This is a genomic window from Pseudomonas lactucae, assembly GCF_036688725.1.
Taxonomy (GTDB): domain Bacteria; phylum Pseudomonadota; class Gammaproteobacteria; order Pseudomonadales; family Pseudomonadaceae; genus Aquipseudomonas; species Aquipseudomonas lactucae.
This window is the reverse complement of record NZ_JAQQPT010000018.1, coordinates 18,134-32,582: the sequence shown is the minus strand read 5'-3', so window position 1 is coordinate 32,582 and position 14,449 is coordinate 18,134. Positions and strand designations below refer to the sequence as shown.

Below are 14,449 nucleotides of genomic sequence, written 5' to 3'. Positions count from 1 at the left end.
CCCTGACTACTCAACGAGGACTCCCATGCGCTTTATCCGCATGCTGTTGTTGCCGGCATTGGCCCTGACCGCTGTTTCGGCTCACGCCGACCCGGCTTCCGTCGCCAGCCTGAAGAACCTGTTGGACAAATCCCAGACTCTGACCGCACGTTTCTCCCAGCTCACCCTGGATGCCGGTGGCACCCAGTTGCAGGAAACCGCGGGTGAGATGGCCGTGCAGCGCCCAGGGCTGTTCTACTGGCACACTGAAGGCAAGGCCGAACAGACCATCGTTTCCGATGGCCAGAAGGTTACGCTGTGGGACCCGGACCTGGAGCAGGCGACCATCAAGAAGCTCGACCCGCGCCTGAACCAGACCCCTGCATTGCTGCTGTCGGGCGATGTGTCGAAAATCAACGACAGCTTCGACATCACCTCCAAGCAAACCAGCAACGTGATCGAGTTCACCCTCAAACCCAAATCCAAGGACACGCTGTTTGACACATTGTCCCTGTCGTTCGGCAACGGCGTGATCAATAACATGCGCCTGGTCGACAGTGTCGGCCAGCGCACCGATATCCTGTTCAGCGGGGTCAAGGCCAACCAGCCGGTGCCTGCGTCCAAGTTCAAGTTCGACATCCCCAAGGGTGCCGACGTGATCCAGGAATAAACTGCCCAGAGGTTTCAAACGCTGCCCATGGACCTGTTTCGAAGTGACCCGATTGCCCAGCCATTGGCCGCGCGTTTGCGTTCGACCAACCTGGATGAGTACGTCGGTCAGGAACACCTGCTCGCTCGTGGCAAGCCTCTGCGCGAAGCGCTGGAGCAGGGTGCGCTGCACTCGATGATTTTCTGGGGGCCGCCGGGGGTGGGTAAAACCACCCTGGCGCGCCTGCTGGCGAAAGTCTCGGATGCGCACTTCGAAACGGTGTCGGCGGTGCTGGCCGGGGTCAAGGAGATCCGCCAGGCGGTCGAGGTGGCCAAGCAGCAGGCCGGGCAGTACGGCAAGCGCACCATTCTGTTTGTCGACGAAGTGCACCGTTTCAACAAGTCGCAGCAGGATGCGTTCCTGCCGTATGTCGAGGACGGCACGCTGATCTTTATCGGTGCCACCACCGAAAACCCTTCTTTCGAACTGAACAACGCCTTGCTCTCGCGGGCGCGTGTCTACGTGCTCAAGAGCCTCGATGAAGCCGCGATGCAAAAGCTGCTGCACCGCGCCTTGAGCGAAGACAAGGGGTTGGGCAAGCGCCAGTTGAGTGTCAGCGAGGAAGGTTTCAAGATCCTGCTGACCGCCGCCGACGGTGATGGGCGACGCTTTCTCAACCTGCTGGAGAACGCGTCCGACCTTGCCGAGGACGGCGGCGAGATTGGCGTCGACCTGCTGCAAAGCCTGCTCGGTGATACACGCCGTCGCTTCGATAAAGGCGGCGAAGCGTTCTACGACCAGATCTCGGCACTGCACAAATCCGTACGCGGTTCCAACCCGGACGGTGCGCTGTACTGGTTTGCGCGGATGATCGACGGCGGTTGCGACCCGCTGTACCTGGCGCGCCGCGTGGTGCGCATGGCCAGCGAAGACATCGGCAACGCCGACCCGCGCGCACTGAGCCTGTGCCTCGCCGCCTGGGACGTGCAGGAGCGCCTCGGCAGCCCCGAAGGCGAGTTGGCGGTGGCCCAGGCCATCACTTATCTGGCCTGCGCGCCAAAAAGCAACGCGGTGTACATGGGCTTCAAGTCGGCCCTGCGTGCGGCGGCCGAACACGGCTCCCTCGAAGTGCCGATGCACCTGCGCAATGCGCCGACCAAACTGATGAAACAACTGGGCTACGGTGATGAATACCGCTACGCCCACGATGAACCGGATGCCTATGCCGCCGGTGAAGACTACTTCCCCGATGAGCTTGAGCCGTTGCCGCTCTACCAGCCGGTGCCCCGTGGCCTTGAGCTGAAGATCGGCGAGAAGCTCAATCATCTGGCCGCACTCGATCGTTTAAGTCCCAGACAGCGGAGAAAATCATGATTCCCTTGGTGGCCGCCGTCTCGGCGGGTGGTATCGCGGGTACACTGCTGCGCTTTGCGACGGGTAATTGGATCAACGCGAATTGGCCCAAGCACTTCTATAGCGCGACGCTGGCCGTTAATATCGTGGGCTGCCTGTTGATCGGCGTTTTATATGGCCTGTTCCTGGTGCGTCCCGAAGTACCGATTGAGGTGCGCGCCGGGCTGATGGTTGGCTTTCTTGGCGGCCTGACGACCTTTTCATCCTTTTCACTGGATACCGTACGCCTGCTGGAAAGCGGGCAAGTGCCGCTGGCGATTGGCTACGCTGCCATCAGTGTATTCGGCGGGCTGCTCGCCACCTGGGCCGGCCTGTCCTTGACCAAACTTTGATAAACGAGAGACCGACATGCTCGATTCCAAACTGTTACGTAGCAACCTTCAGGACGTAGCGGACCGCCTGGCATCCCGTGGCTTTGCCTTGGATGTTGCGCGCATCGAAGCGCTGGAAGAACAGCGCAAGACCGTCCAGACCCGCACCGAAGCACTGCAGGCTGAGCGTAATGCGCGTTCCAAATCCATTGGTCAGGCCAAGCAGCGTGGCGAAGACATCGCGCCGTTGATGGCGGACGTCGAGCGCATGGGTACCGAGCTGTCCGACGGCAAGGTCGAGCTGGACAAGATCCAGTCCGAGCTGGATTCGATCCTGCTGGGCATCCCCAACATTCCACACGAGTCCGTGCCGATTGGCGCAGACGAAGACGGCAACGTCGAAGTGCGCCGCTGGGGCACGCCAAAAGCCTTTGATTTCGAGATCAAGGACCATGTTGCCCTGGGCGAATTGACCGGCGGCCTGGATTTTGAAACCGCCGCGAAAATGTCCGGCGCACGTTTTGCCCTGCTGCGTGGCCCGATTGCGCGCATGCACCGTGCCCTGGCCCAGTTCATGATCAACCTGCACACCGCCGAACACGGTTACGAAGAGGCTTACACCCCGTACCTGGTGCAGGCGCCGGCGCTGGTGGGCACCAGCCAGTTGCCGAAGTTCGAAGAGGACCTGTTCAAGATCAGCCGCGATGGCGAAGCTGACCTGTACCTGATCCCGACGGCCGAAGTGTCGCTGACCAATATCGTCGCCGGCGAAATCCTCGACGCCAAGCAACTGCCGATCAAGTTCGTCGCTCACAGCCCGTGCTTTCGCAGTGAAGCCGGTGCGTCGGGGCGTGACACTCGCGGCATGATCCGCCAGCACCAGTTCGATAAAGTCGAGATGGTCCAGGTGGTCGAGCCGTCGACCTCCATGCAGGCCCTTGAAGGCCTGACCGCCAACGCCGAACGCGTCCTGCAATTGCTGGAGCTGCCGTACCGCGTACTGTCACTGTGCACCGGCGACATGGGGTTCAGCGCGGTGAAGACCTACGATCTGGAAGTGTGGGTGCCGAGCCAGGACAAGTACCGCGAAATTTCGTCGTGCTCCAACTGCGGCGATTTCCAGGCCCGTCGCATGCAGGCGCGTTTCCGCAACCCGGAGACCGGCAAGCCGGAACTGGTACACACCCTTAACGGCTCCGGCCTGGCGGTAGGCCGTACCCTGGTCGCGGTGCTCGAAAACTACCAGCAGGCCGACGGTTCGATTCGCGTGCCTGAAGTGCTCAAGCCTTACATGGCAGGCGTTGAGGTCATCCGCTAAATGGAATTTCTGCCGCTGTTTCATAACCTGCGCGGCAGCCGTGTGCTGGTGGTCGGTGGCGGGGAAATTGCCTTGCGCAAATCCCGGCTGCTGGCCGACGCCGGCGCCGTGCTGCGGGTGGTGGCGCCCCAGATCGAAGACCAACTGCGTGCATTGGTGCTGGGCAGTGGCGGGGAACTGATTTTGCGCGGTTATCAGGAGGCCGACCTCGACGGCTGCACCCTGGTCATCGCCGCGACCGACGACGAGCCCCTGAATGCGCAAGTGTCCAGTGACGCCAAGCGTCGCTGCGTGCCGGTCAATGTGGTGGATGCGCCGGCCCTGTGCAGCGTGATCTTCCCGGCGATTGTCGACCGCTCGCCCTTGGTGATTGCCGTGTCCAGTGGCGGCGATGCGCCGGTGCTGGCACGCCTGATCCGCGCCAAGCTGGAAACCTGGATTCCATCCACCTACGGTCAATTGGCCGGGTTGGCGGCGCGCTTTCGTGCCCAGGTCAAAGGTTTGTACCCGGATGTGCAGCAGCGCCGTGCGTTCTGGGAGGAAGTGTTCCAAGGCCCGATTGCCGACCGCCAGTTGGCCGGGCAGGGCGATGAGGCCGAGCGCCTGTTGATCGACAAGGTCAACGGTGCACCGCCGCATGCGCCGGGTGAAGTCTACCTGGTGGGCGCAGGCCCCGGTGATCCGGACCTGCTGACCTTCCGCGCGCTGCGCCTGATGCAGCAAGCGGACGTGGTGTTGTACGACCGTCTGGTAGCGCCGGCGATTCTTGAACTGTGCCGTCGCGATGCCGAGCGTGTATACGTCGGCAAGCGTCGCGCGGACCATGCCGTGCCGCAGGACCAGATCAACCAGCAACTGGTGGACCTGGCCAGGCAGGGTAAGCGCGTACTGCGCCTCAAGGGTGGCGACCCGTTCATTTTTGGACGGGGCGGCGAAGAGATCGAGGAGCTGGCGGCCCATGGCATCCCGTTCCAGGTGGTGCCGGGCATTACCGCAGCCAGTGGCTGCGCGGCGTATGCCGGGATTCCGCTGACCCATCGTGACTATGCACAGTCGGTACGCTTTATCACCGGTCACCTGAAGAACGGTACCTCGGATCTGCCTTGGCAGGACTTGGTCGGGCCCTCGCAGACGCTGGTGTTCTACATGGGCTTGATCGGCTTGCCGATCATCTGTGAGCAGTTGATCAGGCATGGGCGCGCCGCCGATACCCCGGCGGCATTGATCCAGCAGGGCACCACGTCCAACCAGCGCGTGTTCACCGGCACCCTGGCGGACTTGCCACGCATGGTGGCGGAGCATGAAGTGCATGCGCCGACACTGGTGATCGTGGGTGAGGTGGTGGTATTGCGCGAGAAACTGAAGTGGTTTGAAGGCGCTCAGTCCCAGGTGTGAGGCTTAAAAAGCATCGGGAGCAAGCCCCCTCCCACATTTGGAACGCATTCCAAGTGTGGGAGGGGCTTGCTCCCGATGCGGCCATTCATCACACCCTGTTTTTTGGATCAGCTCCAAACTCCTGAGCCCACCAACCGCGCCCGATCATGCTTGCCCTCAAACCGCTGCAACGGCCCTTTCGGCACAATCGCCGTCGGATTGATCGTGCGATGGCTGGCGTAGTAATGCCCCTTGATGTGCTCGAAATCCACCGTCTCGGCCACGCCCGGCCACTGATACATTTCCCGCAACCAGTTCGACAGGTTCGAATAATCCGCGATCCGCCGCAGATTGCATTTGAAGTGGCTGTAATACACCGCATCAAAGCGAATCAGCGTGGTAAACAAGCGCACGTCCGCCTCGGTCAGGTATTCGCCGGCCAGGTAGCGATGGCCGCCCAAGTGCTGTTCCAGATGATCCAACTCGGCAAACACATCATCAAACGCGCGTTCATACGCTTGCTGCGATGTGGCGAAGCCTGCGCGGTACACGCCGTTGTTCACGGCCGGGTAGATGCGCTCGTTCAGTGCATCAACGGTTGCGCGCAGCGGCTCGGGGTAGAAATCCAGGGTGTTGCCGGTCAGCCCGTTGAATGCGCTGTTGAACATGCGAATGATCTCCGCCGATTCATTGCTCACAATGCGCTTGAGCTGCTTGTCCCACAGCACGGGCACGGTGACGCGGCCGGTGTAGTCGTCGGTGTCGGCGGTGTAGCGCTGGTGCATGTAGGTAAAGTCGTCGAGGGCATCGCCGGTCGAGCCGTGAGCCTTGTCGAAGGTCCAGCCGTTTTCCAGCATCAGCCAACTGACCACGGACACGTCGATCAGGCTTTCCAGGCCCTTGAGCTTGCGCATGATCAACGTGCGATGAGCCCAGGGGCAAGCCAGGGACACATAGAGGTGATAACGACCGGCCTCAGCCTTGAAACCGCCTTCACCGCTCGGGCCAGGCTGGCCGTCGGCGGTCACCCAGTGGCGGCGCTGCGCCTGTTCGCGCTGGAAAGCGCCATCTGCGCTACTTTCGTACCACTGGTCTTTCCAGTGTCCTTCGATCAGCAAACCCATGACTGGCTCCTCAACTAATAAGCATTGGAGCCCAGTCTAAAGGGATGAGTTCGAACTAAAAGCGCAAAGACTGCGGGTGAATGATCGATTAAATCGATTTGTCCCGCGTGTCCCAGTACTGCTGGGCCAATGCGAATGCCTGTTCGCGCGAATGGCCGAGGCCGCGCAAGGCCAGGGCCATAGTGGCGATCAGCGCCAGTTGTGGGTAGCTGTCCTCGACGTCGCCACGCCATAGCGCTTTCAAATGTTCGGGGTCCAGTGTCGCCGGTTTGACATGGCGCTGGGCGGAGAGGGCGGGCCATTCTTCGTCCCAGCTTGCACCGCCGGTGGTGCCGTAGAGGTGGCTCGCGGTGTCCGGGTTGATCTCGATTTCGCCGCCGTCGCCCTTCACCACAATCACGTTATCGCCCAGTAGGCCGCTGGCGTCGCGGTGCACGCCCTGGTAACCCGGGTGGAAAATGCTCTGCAGGCCGCAACGCGCATTCAGCGGGTTGAGCAGGCGCGCCAGCGAGTGGATCGGTGAGCGCAGGCCCAGGGTGTTGCGCAGGTCGATCATGCGCTGCAGTTGCGGCGCCCAGTCGCCCAGCGGAATAAACGCCAGGTTGCCGTGCTCATAGGCCGTTTCGACCTGCTGCCAGTTGCGGCACAGCGGAATCTGCAAGGCGTCGAGCAACTGCTCGGTGTACAGCCGGCCCGCCGTGTGCGCGCCGCCGCCGTGCATGAGGATGCGCACGCCGTTCTGGGCCAGGCACTTGGCCGCCAGCAGGAACCACGGCAGGTGACGTTTTTTACCGGCATAGGTGGGCCAGTCGACATCGACATTCAGTGCCGGCGCGCTCAGGCGTTCGCGCACGGCTTCGGTGAAACCGGCGAGTTCTTCCGGGCTTTCTTCCTTGTGCCGCAGCAGCATCAGGAAGGCGCCGAGCTGGGTGTCTTCGACTTTTTCATCGAGCAGCATGCCCATGGCTTCACGCGCTTCCTCGCGGGTGAGGTTGCGCGCGCCGCGCTTGCCTTTGCCCAGGATGCGCACGAACTGCGCAAACGGATGCTCGGTCGGGGTTTCGAGAGTCAGCGGGGCATAGTCGGTCATAAGCAATTCGTCGGCCTGGGCAGGCCCGCCAGCTTGGCGGCGAGTTTGGCGGGAGTGCCGTTGAACAGTTTGTTGAGGTGCAGGCTGTTGCCTTTTTCCGGGCCCAGCTTCAAGGCGGTGTATTTGATCAGTGGGCGCGTAGCCGGGGACAGCTGGAATTCGGCGTAGAACCCGCGCAGCAGTTCAAGGATCTGCCAGTGATCCGCGGTCAATTCCAGGTCTTCGGCGGCGGCCAGGGCGTTGGCGACCTCGGTGGACCAGTCATTCAGGTCGACCAGGTAGCCGTCCTTGTCCAGTTCCAGGGTGCGCTCGCCGACGGTGAGGGTGTTCATAGCCAGGTGTTGACCTTGTCGTAGTCGATCGACAGTTGCACGAAACCTGGGTAATCCACGCTGTCGGCCCAGTCGGGTAGCGGCAGATTGCGCGCCTGCATGTCTTCGGCCAGTACGAACACCTTCACGCCTCGGGTTTGCAGGGCCGCACTGTGCAGGCCGTAGGCGCCGTCGCCGCAGAGCAGGATCGCGTCCTCGCTGCCGCAGATACGCAGGCAGCTGTCGAGGCGGCTATCGGTAAACGGGGAATGAGACAGCACATGTAAAGTCGACATCAGAGGGTAATCACCTGGTCGTAACGGTCAATCAGCTCGCCAATCGCTTCGCTGCTCAGCGGCTGGGCGCTTGCCGGCGGGACGAGCCCGCGTTCGGCCAGGCTGTGGCGGCAGGCGAACACCTCTTCGACGCCGAACAGCTCCAGCGCCTGCAGGTTGGCGCTCAGGTCTTTTTGCTGCACGGCCTTGGCGTTCTGGTTTGGCATCAGTTGGAACACGCCATCGTCCATGAACAGCAGGCCGATGGGCAGATCAAACGCGCCACCGGCCAGCACGATATCCAGCGCCTCGCGCGCGCTCGGCCCGGACCACGGGGCCTGGCGGCTGATCATCAATAGGGATTTGGACATGTCAGGGCCCTCCAAAACAGATCAAGCGGTCGGCAGCCTGGATCGCATCATGCAACTGCCCCAGGCCCGACAGCGCCCACGGCGCGTCGACGTTGACCGCGCTGCGTTGATAGCGCGTGGCCTCTTCGCTGTTGAGCACGCCACGGCGCAAGGCGGCGGCGATGCACACCACGGCGTCAAGCTGGTGCCGGCTGACGAACTCACGCCATTGGCGAGCGATGTCTTGCTCATCCTGGGGCGCAACGATGCTGTTGGACGCGCTGTAGACGCCATCCTGATAAAAAAACAGCCGCACAATCTCGTGTCCACCGGCCAGCGCCGCTTGGGCGAACAGCAAGGCGCGGCGCGAGGAGGGCGCGTGGGCGGCGGAATACAGGGCAATCGCGAACTTCATGGAACACTCGGCAAGCAAACGTGGGTCAATGATAAAGCCGCCGCCGCGAAAAAGCCCGCCGCGATCAAAACGGTCACACGGGATGAGCGTTCTGGCGATTGCCGGTAGGCGCAAGGCTGCCTAGTCTGTGGGTATTCGAAATCCAAATGGAGTCTCCATGTCAGGTCCCTTGGCGTCCCTCAAAGTCCTGGATTTTTCCACCTTGCTGCCCGGCCCGTTTGCCTCTCTAATGCTGGCGGACATGGGCGCCGAGGTGCTGCGGATCGAGTCGCCCACGCGCATGGACCTGCTGCGCATGCTGGCGCCCCACGACCGGGGTACCTCGGCGAGCCATGCCTACCTCAACCGCAATAAGCGCAGCCTGGCGCTGGATCTCAAGCAGCCTGAAGCGCTGGAGATCGTGCGAGCGCTGGTCACGGACTACGACATTGTGCTCGAACAGTTTCGCCCTGGGGTGATGGAGCGCCTGGGCCTGGGGTACGAGGCATTGAAGGCGATCAATCCAGGGTTGATCTATGTGTCGATCACCGGCTACGGCCAGACCGGCCCCTATAAGGACCGTGCCGGTCACGATATCAACTACCTGGCCCTGGCGGGGCTGGCCAGCTATACGGGGCGCAGGGACAGCGGGCCGTTGCCGTTGGGCGTGCAACTGGCCGATGTTGGCGGCGGCTCGTTGCATGCGGTGGTGGGGCTGCTGGCGGCGGTGATCGCACGGCAGCAGAGCGGGGTGGGGCAATACCTGGATGTGAGCATGACGGACTGCTCATTCAGCCTCAACGCCATGGCCGGTGCGGGTTACCTGGCGTGCGGGGTGGAGCCTGGGTGGGAAAGCCACGCGCTCAATGGAGGGGGTTTCTACGACTACTACCGGTCCCGCGATGGACGGTGGATGTCGGTCGGCAGCCTGGAGCCGGCGTTTATGCAGCAGTTATGCATGGCATTAGGGCGACCGGAGCTGGCGGCACTGGGCTTGAACCCCGAGCATCAGCCAGCGCTGAAACAGGCGCTGCAGGTTGAATTCGAGAAGCGCAGCTTTGACGAACTGTGTGCGCTGTTTGCCGAGCTGGATGCGTGTGTCGAGCCAGTGTTGAGTTTTGCCGAGGCACTGGAACATCCGCAGTTGAAGACGCGCGAATTGGTGAGCCAAGTACCCCGGGGCGATGGCTCGACACAGGCGCAACTGGCCTGCCCGCTGAAGTTTTCCGAGGGGCTGCCGGCGCCCCGGCATATGGGTGTCGTGGTGGGCGCGCACAGTGATGAGGTGTTGGCGGAGTTGGGGCTGAGCGCTCAGCGCATAGCGCAACTGCGGCACGCCAAGGTGGTTGCATAACTGATCCGACTTGCCCCCGATGAGGCCCTTACTCCACCCGGGTTTCCCCGGTAAACACCAAGGTCTGCCGACACCGCCTGCACAAATACCGCCGCCCCTGGCCCACCATCCCATGACGCTGCGGCGAGAATGGAAAGTCGCTGTCGGCACACGGGCAACGGTAGATGTAGCGGGTCACCTGGCGACGCTTCACCGCATAGGTGTGGCAACGGTCCGGCGGCAGTTCGTAAACCCCACGCATGATCAATTGCCATTCCTCGCCATGGGGCTGGATACGTTCGCCAAACAATTGATGGGCGATCAGGTGCGCCACTTCGTGGGCCACGGTCTGCTTCAGAAAATGTTGGCTGTTTTCACGGTACAGCTGGGGGTTGAAGCGCAGCAGGTTCTCGTGCAGATGCGCGACACCGGCTTTCTGGCCCCGCAGCTTGAGGCTGACCTGGGGGCGTTTGAAGCTTCGTTTGAAAAAGGATTCGGCTTGCAGGAAACACTCTTCGACGCGGGTATTGAGTTGCTCGGACATGCTGTACATCTCTCCAGAGACGCCCAGTATGCCGCAAAGCCGGGTATTTCCGAATCTGTCAGGCGCCGAATGGTCACGCATAACGTACAAAGCCACCTTGCGGTGGCCTTGCCTGCGGGGTTATCAGGTCAGTTGGTATAGATCGGGCCTACGCCCAGGCCCCAGACGATCACGGTAAATGCCATGATCGCCACCAGTACCACCAGGCCTACGGCCAGCACCGAGCTGGAAAACAGGAAACCCTCGTCCGGGTCGATGCTCATGAAGGTCGGCAGCCCCACATACAGCAGGTACACCGTGTAGCAGATCGCCGCCGTGCCCACGACCATGCCCAGCCACATATGCGGGTAGAGCGCCGCCAGCCCACCGATAAACAGCGGCGTGGCGGTGTAGGTGGCAAAGGCCACGCAACGCGCCATGCTGGGGCTGGCGTCGTAGGTGCGGGCCATCCAATGGATGAACGCGCCCATCACCGCCACGCCGCCGAGCATGGCGGCGTACGACATGATGGTCATCCATAGCGCGCTTTCCTGGGTCAGCATCACGGGCGCGCGGTTGCCGATGACCCAGCCGACCTGGGTGGTGCCGATAAACGCTGATAGTGCGGGGATCGCCGCGAGAATCAGGGTATGAGTGAGGTACATGTGGCCGATGCTTTCTTCCTTATCGCCACGAATTTCCCGCCATTCCTGGTCGGGATGGGTAAACAGCCCCACGACGTGATGGATCATGCCAGTCACTCCTGTCGTTATTACCATCGCCCCCCATTGGAGCGCCCACGGGCCAAATGGCCTGAAAGGTCTGGATAGATATGTGCGACCTCACGTCGCAGTATAGGAAGGGATGACCGGAATAACCGTAGGGCCTTTAGAGCAAATTGCGCTGTAAATACGCGCCGTAATCGCGCCGGGATCTGTGGGAGGTAATGGAACTCGCTCGTCCATGAAGGTAAAATGCTGCGCTTTTTGTCACACACCTCCAGCGGATCCAAGCGCCATGGGCACTCTTACGGTCAATCAGAACAAACTGCAAAAACGCCTGCGCCGTCTGACCGGTGAAGCGGTCGCCGATTTCAACATGATCGAGCACGGCGACAAGGTCATGGTCTGCCTCTCCGGCGGCAAAGACAGCTACACCCTGCTCGATGTGCTGCTGCACCTGCAAAAGGTCGCGCCGATCCAGTTCGAGATCGTTGCCGTCAACATGGACCAGAAACAACCGGGCTTTCCCGAGCATGTGCTGCCGGCCTACCTTAAAGCGCTGGGCGTCGAGTACCACATCGTCGAAAAAGACACCTATTCGGTGGTCAAGGAGCTTATTCCTGAAGGCAAGACCACCTGCTCACTGTGCTCGCGCCTGCGCCGTGGCACGCTCTATACGTTTGCCGATGAGATCGGCGCGACCAAGATGGCCCTGGGGCATCATCGCGACGACATCGTCGAGACCTTCTTCCTGAACATGTTCTTCAACGGCTCGCTCAAGGCCATGCCGCCCAAGCTGCGTGCCGATGACGGGCGTAACGTGGTGATTCGCCCGCTGGCGTATTGCAACGAGAAGGACATCCAGGCCTACTCCGACCTCAAGCAGTTTCCGATCATCCCGTGCAACCTGTGCGGCTCCCAGGAAAACCTGCAGCGCCAGGTGGTCAAGGAGATGCTGCTGGATTGGGAGCGCAAGACGCCGGGCCGAACCGAAAGCATCTTCCGCAGCCTGCAGAACGTGATCCCGTCACAGCTGGCCGACCGCAACCTGTTCGACTTTACCAGCCTGAAGATCGACGAAACGGCGGCGTCGCGCTTCGTCAATGTAGTGAACCTCTGAGCGACTCCAATGCTCTGACACACGGCGCTTGCGAGCGCCGTTTTCAATTGAATTGCCAGGAGAGGGCATGCGCGATTACAAGTGGTTGCACGAATACTGTCTGAACCGCTTCGGTTCGGCCGCCGAACTGGACGCCCACCTGCCTGTACCCAAGACTGCGGCGCAATTGCGCAAGATCAGCGATGATCGCTACCTGTCGACCCTGGCCCTGCGGGTATTCCGCGCCGGTTTGAAGCACAGTGTGGTGGACGCCAAATGGCCGGCGTTCGAGCAGGTGTTCTTCGGCTTCGATCCGGAAAAAGTCGTACTGATGGGCGCCGAGCACCTGGAGCGCCTGATGCAGGACACGCGCATTATCCGGCATCTGGGCAAGCTCAAGAGCGTGCCGCGCAATGCGCAGATGGTCCTGGATATCGAGCAGGAAAAGGGCAGCTTCGGCGCGTTTATCGCTGACTGGCCGGTGACCGACATCGTCGGGCTGTGGAAGTACCTGAGCAAGCATGGCCACCAGTTGGGCGGGCTGTCGGCTCCGCGCTTCTTGCGCATGGTGGGCAAGGATACCTTCGTGCCCAGCTATGACGTGGTGGCCGCCCTTAATGCACAGAAGATCGTCGACAAGGCGCCCACCAGCCTGCGCGACCTGGCGACGGTGCAGGGCGCGTTCAACCAGTGGCATGCCGAGAGTGGGCGGCCGATGTGCCAGTTGTCGATGATGCTGGCGTATACGGTGAATCACTGAGGTTGAGGTGAGGCTTGCTCGCGAAGACTGACTGTCCGGCGCCAACTCTCTATCAGGCCGCCGCCAGCCGCCGATTCAACTGGTGCCGCCAGCGCACATACAACAGCGCCGTACAGAACACCGCCAGGCTTGCCAGCATCTCCAGCACCCCGAACATTTGCCGGTTCGGGTCATACGCCGCCAGCGCGCCCTTGATGAAATACAGGTTCACCGCAAAGCACATCCACGAATGCCCGCGCGCGCTGCCGATCAGCATTCCCGGCGCGAGCACCAGCAACGGCACGAGTTCGATCAGCAGGATCACCCACGGTCGCGCGCCGTGCAGGTCGGCTACGAACAGGTAATACACGCACAGCAACCCCACCAACGCGAACAACGCCAGCAGGCTCAAGGCGCGTGCAATCTTGACGCGCGGCTCCAGCCACGCCTGGGACGGCAGGACTTTAGGTTTTCTGGCCACGGCCGTTCTCCAGCAGCGTGGCGGTAGTTGCCAGGCGCAAGCCCAAGGCCCGGCACAAGGTGATTTCGTGTTGATCGAGCATGCGCTTGCCGTCCGGCCCGGAATGGTGGCTGGCGCCATACGGCGTGCCGCCGCCCTGGGTGTCGAGCAACGCCTGTTCGCTGTAGGGCAGGCCGGTGATCAGCATGCCGTGGTGCAACAGCGGCAACAACATCGACATCAGCGTGGTTTCCTGGCCGCCGTGCAGGCTGGCGGTGGAGGTGAACACGCCAGCCGGCTTGCCGACGAGGGCACCGGTGAGCCACAGGTTGCTGGTGCCATCCAGGAAGTACTTGAGCGGCGCGGCCATGTTGCCGAAACGCGTCGGACTGCCCAGGGCCAGGCCCGAGCAGTGCTTCAGGTCGTCGAGGCTTGCATACAGCGCGCCTTCGTCCGGAATGCTCGGCGCCACGGCTTCGCACTCGGTGGAGATCGCCGGCACGGTGCGCAAGCGCGCTTCCATCCCGCCCTGCTCGATGCCCCGGGCAATTTGCCGGGCCATTTCGCTGACCGAGCCGTTGCGGCTGTAATACAACACCAGCACATACGGTGTGGTCACGGCAGAATCTCCAGTACGCGTTCCGGTGGGCGGCCGATGATGGCCTTGTCGGCGGTTTCCAGGATCGGGCGTTCCATCAACTTGGGGTGCTCGGCGATGGCGGCGATCAGTTGCGCTTCGCTGAGGCTGGCGTCGGCCAGGTTGAGGCTTTTGTATTCGTCTTCGCCGGTGCGCAGCAGTTGACGCGCGCCGAGGCCGAGCTTGGCGAGCAGGGCCTTGATTTGCGCGGTGTTCAGCGGCGTTTCCAGGTAGCGCACCACGGTGGGGGCGAGGCCGCGGGCTTCGAGCAGTTCGAGCGCACCGCGGGATTTCGAGCAGCGCGGGTTGTGATAAAGCGTCAGATCGGTCATGTGCGGGTCGCATCTT

The 14,449-nt window shown here is 62.0% G+C and carries 19 protein-coding genes; 8 read left to right on the top strand and 11 right to left on the bottom strand.

Going from position 1 to position 14,449, the window contains the following annotated elements; translation table 11 throughout:
- Nucleotides 1-25: 25 nt before the first annotated feature.
- From lolA to cysG, 5 genes are read left to right on the top strand one after another with little or no spacing between them, the layout of a single operon-like run.
- Nucleotides 26-649: an outer membrane lipoprotein chaperone LolA gene (gene lolA / locus V6M90_RS20460; protein ID WP_003174700.1), complete on the top strand. Its 624-nt coding sequence runs from the start codon at nucleotides 26-28 to the stop codon at nucleotides 647-649.
- Between the two features lie 27 nt (nucleotides 650-676).
- Nucleotides 677-2,002: a replication-associated recombination protein A gene (locus tag V6M90_RS20455; RefSeq protein WP_003174699.1), complete on the top strand. Its 1,326-nt coding sequence runs from the start codon at nucleotides 677-679 to the stop codon at nucleotides 2,000-2,002.
- Nucleotides 1,999-2,373: a fluoride efflux transporter CrcB gene (gene crcB / locus V6M90_RS20450; RefSeq protein WP_003174698.1), complete on the top strand. Its 375-nt coding sequence runs from the start codon at nucleotides 1,999-2,001 to the stop codon at nucleotides 2,371-2,373. The genes V6M90_RS20455 and crcB overlap by 4 nt, the downstream gene beginning before the upstream one ends.
- Nucleotides 2,374-2,389: 16 nt before the next feature.
- Entirely contained in the window at nucleotides 2,390-3,670 is a 1,281-nt protein-coding gene (serS, locus tag V6M90_RS20445; RefSeq protein ID WP_003174697.1) for a serine--tRNA ligase, read from the top strand.
- Nucleotides 3,671-5,065: a siroheme synthase CysG gene (gene cysG / locus V6M90_RS20440; RefSeq protein ID WP_003174696.1), complete on the top strand. Its 1,395-nt coding sequence runs from the start codon at nucleotides 3,671-3,673 to the stop codon at nucleotides 5,063-5,065.
- A 107-nt stretch (nucleotides 5,066-5,172) separates the two neighbouring features.
- On the opposite strand, the gene V6M90_RS20435 is transcribed toward cysG, so the two are convergent.
- The 6 genes from V6M90_RS20435 to tusD form a co-directional block, all read right to left on the bottom strand.
- Complete coding sequence (locus V6M90_RS20435) at nucleotides 5,173-6,168, bottom strand: glutathione S-transferase family protein (protein ID WP_003174695.1); 996 nt, start codon at nucleotides 6,166-6,168, stop codon at nucleotides 5,173-5,175.
- An 88-nt stretch (nucleotides 6,169-6,256) separates the two neighbouring features.
- On the bottom strand, nucleotides 6,257-7,240 hold the full coding sequence (locus tag V6M90_RS20430; protein ID WP_408637329.1) for a glycosyl transferase family protein: 984 nt from the start codon (nucleotides 7,238-7,240) through the stop codon (nucleotides 6,257-6,259).
- A 14-nt stretch (nucleotides 7,241-7,254) separates the two neighbouring features.
- Complete coding sequence (locus tag V6M90_RS20425; protein ID WP_003174693.1) at nucleotides 7,255-7,590, bottom strand: TusE/DsrC/DsvC family sulfur relay protein; 336 nt, start codon at nucleotides 7,588-7,590, stop codon at nucleotides 7,255-7,257.
- Entirely contained in the window at nucleotides 7,587-7,865 is a 279-nt protein-coding gene (gene tusB, locus V6M90_RS20420) for a sulfurtransferase complex subunit TusB (RefSeq protein WP_042944924.1), read from the bottom strand. The genes V6M90_RS20425 and tusB overlap by 4 nt, the downstream gene beginning before the upstream one ends.
- Entirely contained in the window at nucleotides 7,865-8,215 is a 351-nt protein-coding gene (gene tusC, locus V6M90_RS20415; protein ID WP_003174691.1) for a sulfurtransferase complex subunit TusC, read from the bottom strand. Before tusC ends, tusB begins: the two co-directional genes overlap by 1 nt.
- Before the next feature lies 1 nt (nucleotide 8,216).
- Nucleotides 8,217-8,609 (bottom strand): sulfurtransferase complex subunit TusD, encoded by a 393-nt coding sequence (gene tusD, locus V6M90_RS20410; protein WP_042944922.1) that lies wholly within the window; start codon nucleotides 8,607-8,609, stop codon nucleotides 8,217-8,219.
- Between the two features lie 157 nt (nucleotides 8,610-8,766).
- On the opposite strand from tusD, the gene V6M90_RS20405 reads away from it, so the two are divergent.
- Complete coding sequence (locus V6M90_RS20405) at nucleotides 8,767-9,942, top strand: CaiB/BaiF CoA transferase family protein (protein WP_332847059.1); 1,176 nt, start codon at nucleotides 8,767-8,769, stop codon at nucleotides 9,940-9,942.
- Nucleotides 9,943-9,970: 28 nt separating this feature from the next.
- Here V6M90_RS20405 and V6M90_RS20400 read toward each other — a convergent pair whose 3' ends face one another.
- Together V6M90_RS20400 and V6M90_RS20395 are read right to left on the bottom strand one after the other, a co-directional pair.
- Nucleotides 9,971-10,465: a SprT family zinc-dependent metalloprotease gene (locus V6M90_RS20400; protein ID WP_003174688.1), complete on the bottom strand. Its 495-nt coding sequence runs from the start codon at nucleotides 10,463-10,465 to the stop codon at nucleotides 9,971-9,973.
- A 128-nt stretch (nucleotides 10,466-10,593) separates the two neighbouring features.
- Complete coding sequence (locus V6M90_RS20395) at nucleotides 10,594-11,196, bottom strand: Yip1 family protein (RefSeq protein WP_003174687.1); 603 nt, start codon at nucleotides 11,194-11,196, stop codon at nucleotides 10,594-10,596.
- A 265-nt stretch (nucleotides 11,197-11,461) separates the two neighbouring features.
- Between V6M90_RS20395 and ttcA the strand changes: the two genes are divergently transcribed.
- Nucleotides 11,462-12,286 carry a tRNA 2-thiocytidine(32) synthetase TtcA gene (gene ttcA, locus V6M90_RS20390; protein ID WP_332847058.1) on the top strand — a complete coding sequence of 275 codons (825 nt, stop codon included), beginning with the start codon at nucleotides 11,462-11,464 and terminating at the stop codon, nucleotides 12,284-12,286.
- A 67-nt stretch (nucleotides 12,287-12,353) separates the two neighbouring features.
- The gene (locus tag V6M90_RS20385; RefSeq protein WP_003174685.1) at nucleotides 12,354-13,025 is read left to right on the top strand and encodes a DNA-3-methyladenine glycosylase I; all 672 of its coding nucleotides are present in this window, start codon (nucleotides 12,354-12,356) and stop codon (nucleotides 13,023-13,025) included.
- A gap of 52 nt (nucleotides 13,026-13,077) precedes the next feature.
- On the opposite strand, the gene V6M90_RS20380 is transcribed toward V6M90_RS20385, so the two are convergent.
- Genes V6M90_RS20380 through arsC form a run of 3 tightly spaced genes read right to left on the bottom strand, consistent with a single transcriptional unit; the run spans nucleotide 13,078 to nucleotide 14,433 of the window.
- The gene (locus V6M90_RS20380) at nucleotides 13,078-13,485 is read right to left on the bottom strand and encodes a DUF2069 domain-containing protein (RefSeq protein ID WP_003174684.1); all 408 of its coding nucleotides are present in this window, start codon (nucleotides 13,483-13,485) and stop codon (nucleotides 13,078-13,080) included.
- Nucleotides 13,469-14,083, bottom strand: a complete 615-nt coding sequence (gene wrbA / locus V6M90_RS20375) for an NAD(P)H:quinone oxidoreductase (protein ID WP_042944919.1) — start codon at nucleotides 14,081-14,083, stop codon at nucleotides 13,469-13,471. Before wrbA ends, V6M90_RS20380 begins: the two co-directional genes overlap by 17 nt.
- A complete protein-coding gene (arsC, locus tag V6M90_RS20370) occupies nucleotides 14,080-14,433 on the bottom strand; it encodes an arsenate reductase (glutaredoxin) (protein WP_332847057.1) in 354 nt (117 codons plus the stop codon). The genes wrbA and arsC overlap by 4 nt, the downstream gene beginning before the upstream one ends.
- Nucleotides 14,434-14,449: the final 16 nt, after the last annotated feature.

What these genes read in the sequence shown, in the direction of transcription:
- V6M90_RS20395 (WP_003174687.1), bottom strand. Translation starts at nt 11,196, where the DNA reads ATGATCCATCACGTCGTGGGGCTGTTTACCCATCCCGACCAGGAATGG.
- crcB (WP_003174698.1), top strand. Translation starts at nt 1,999, where the DNA reads ATGATTCCCTTGGTGGCCGCCGTCTCGGCGGGTGGTATCGCGGGTACA.
- serS (WP_003174697.1), top strand. Translation starts at nt 2,390, where the DNA reads ATGCTCGATTCCAAACTGTTACGTAGCAACCTTCAGGACGTAGCGGAC.
- tusD (WP_042944922.1), bottom strand. Translation starts at nt 8,609, where the DNA reads ATGAAGTTCGCGATTGCCCTGTATTCCGCCGCCCACGCGCCCTCCTCG.
- V6M90_RS20455 (WP_003174699.1), top strand. Translation starts at nt 677, where the DNA reads ATGGACCTGTTTCGAAGTGACCCGATTGCCCAGCCATTGGCCGCGCGT.
- tusB (WP_042944924.1), bottom strand. Translation starts at nt 7,865, where the DNA reads ATGTCGACTTTACATGTGCTGTCTCATTCCCCGTTTACCGATAGCCGC.
- V6M90_RS20400 (WP_003174688.1), bottom strand. Translation starts at nt 10,465, where the DNA reads ATGTCCGAGCAACTCAATACCCGCGTCGAAGAGTGTTTCCTGCAAGCC.
- tusC (WP_003174691.1), bottom strand. Translation starts at nt 8,215, where the DNA reads ATGTCCAAATCCCTATTGATGATCAGCCGCCAGGCCCCGTGGTCCGGG.
- V6M90_RS20435 (WP_003174695.1), bottom strand. Translation starts at nt 6,168, where the DNA reads ATGGGTTTGCTGATCGAAGGACACTGGAAAGACCAGTGGTACGAAAGT.
- V6M90_RS20425 (WP_003174693.1), bottom strand. Translation starts at nt 7,590, where the DNA reads ATGAACACCCTCACCGTCGGCGAGCGCACCCTGGAACTGGACAAGGAC.
- ttcA (WP_332847058.1), top strand. Translation starts at nt 11,462, where the DNA reads ATGGGCACTCTTACGGTCAATCAGAACAAACTGCAAAAACGCCTGCGC.
- lolA (WP_003174700.1), top strand. Translation starts at nt 26, where the DNA reads ATGCGCTTTATCCGCATGCTGTTGTTGCCGGCATTGGCCCTGACCGCT.
- V6M90_RS20405 (WP_332847059.1), top strand. Translation starts at nt 8,767, where the DNA reads ATGTCAGGTCCCTTGGCGTCCCTCAAAGTCCTGGATTTTTCCACCTTG.
- V6M90_RS20385 (WP_003174685.1), top strand. Translation starts at nt 12,354, where the DNA reads ATGCGCGATTACAAGTGGTTGCACGAATACTGTCTGAACCGCTTCGGT.
- cysG (WP_003174696.1), top strand. Translation starts at nt 3,671, where the DNA reads ATGGAATTTCTGCCGCTGTTTCATAACCTGCGCGGCAGCCGTGTGCTG.
- arsC (WP_332847057.1), bottom strand. Translation starts at nt 14,433, where the DNA reads ATGACCGATCTGACGCTTTATCACAACCCGCGCTGCTCGAAATCCCGC.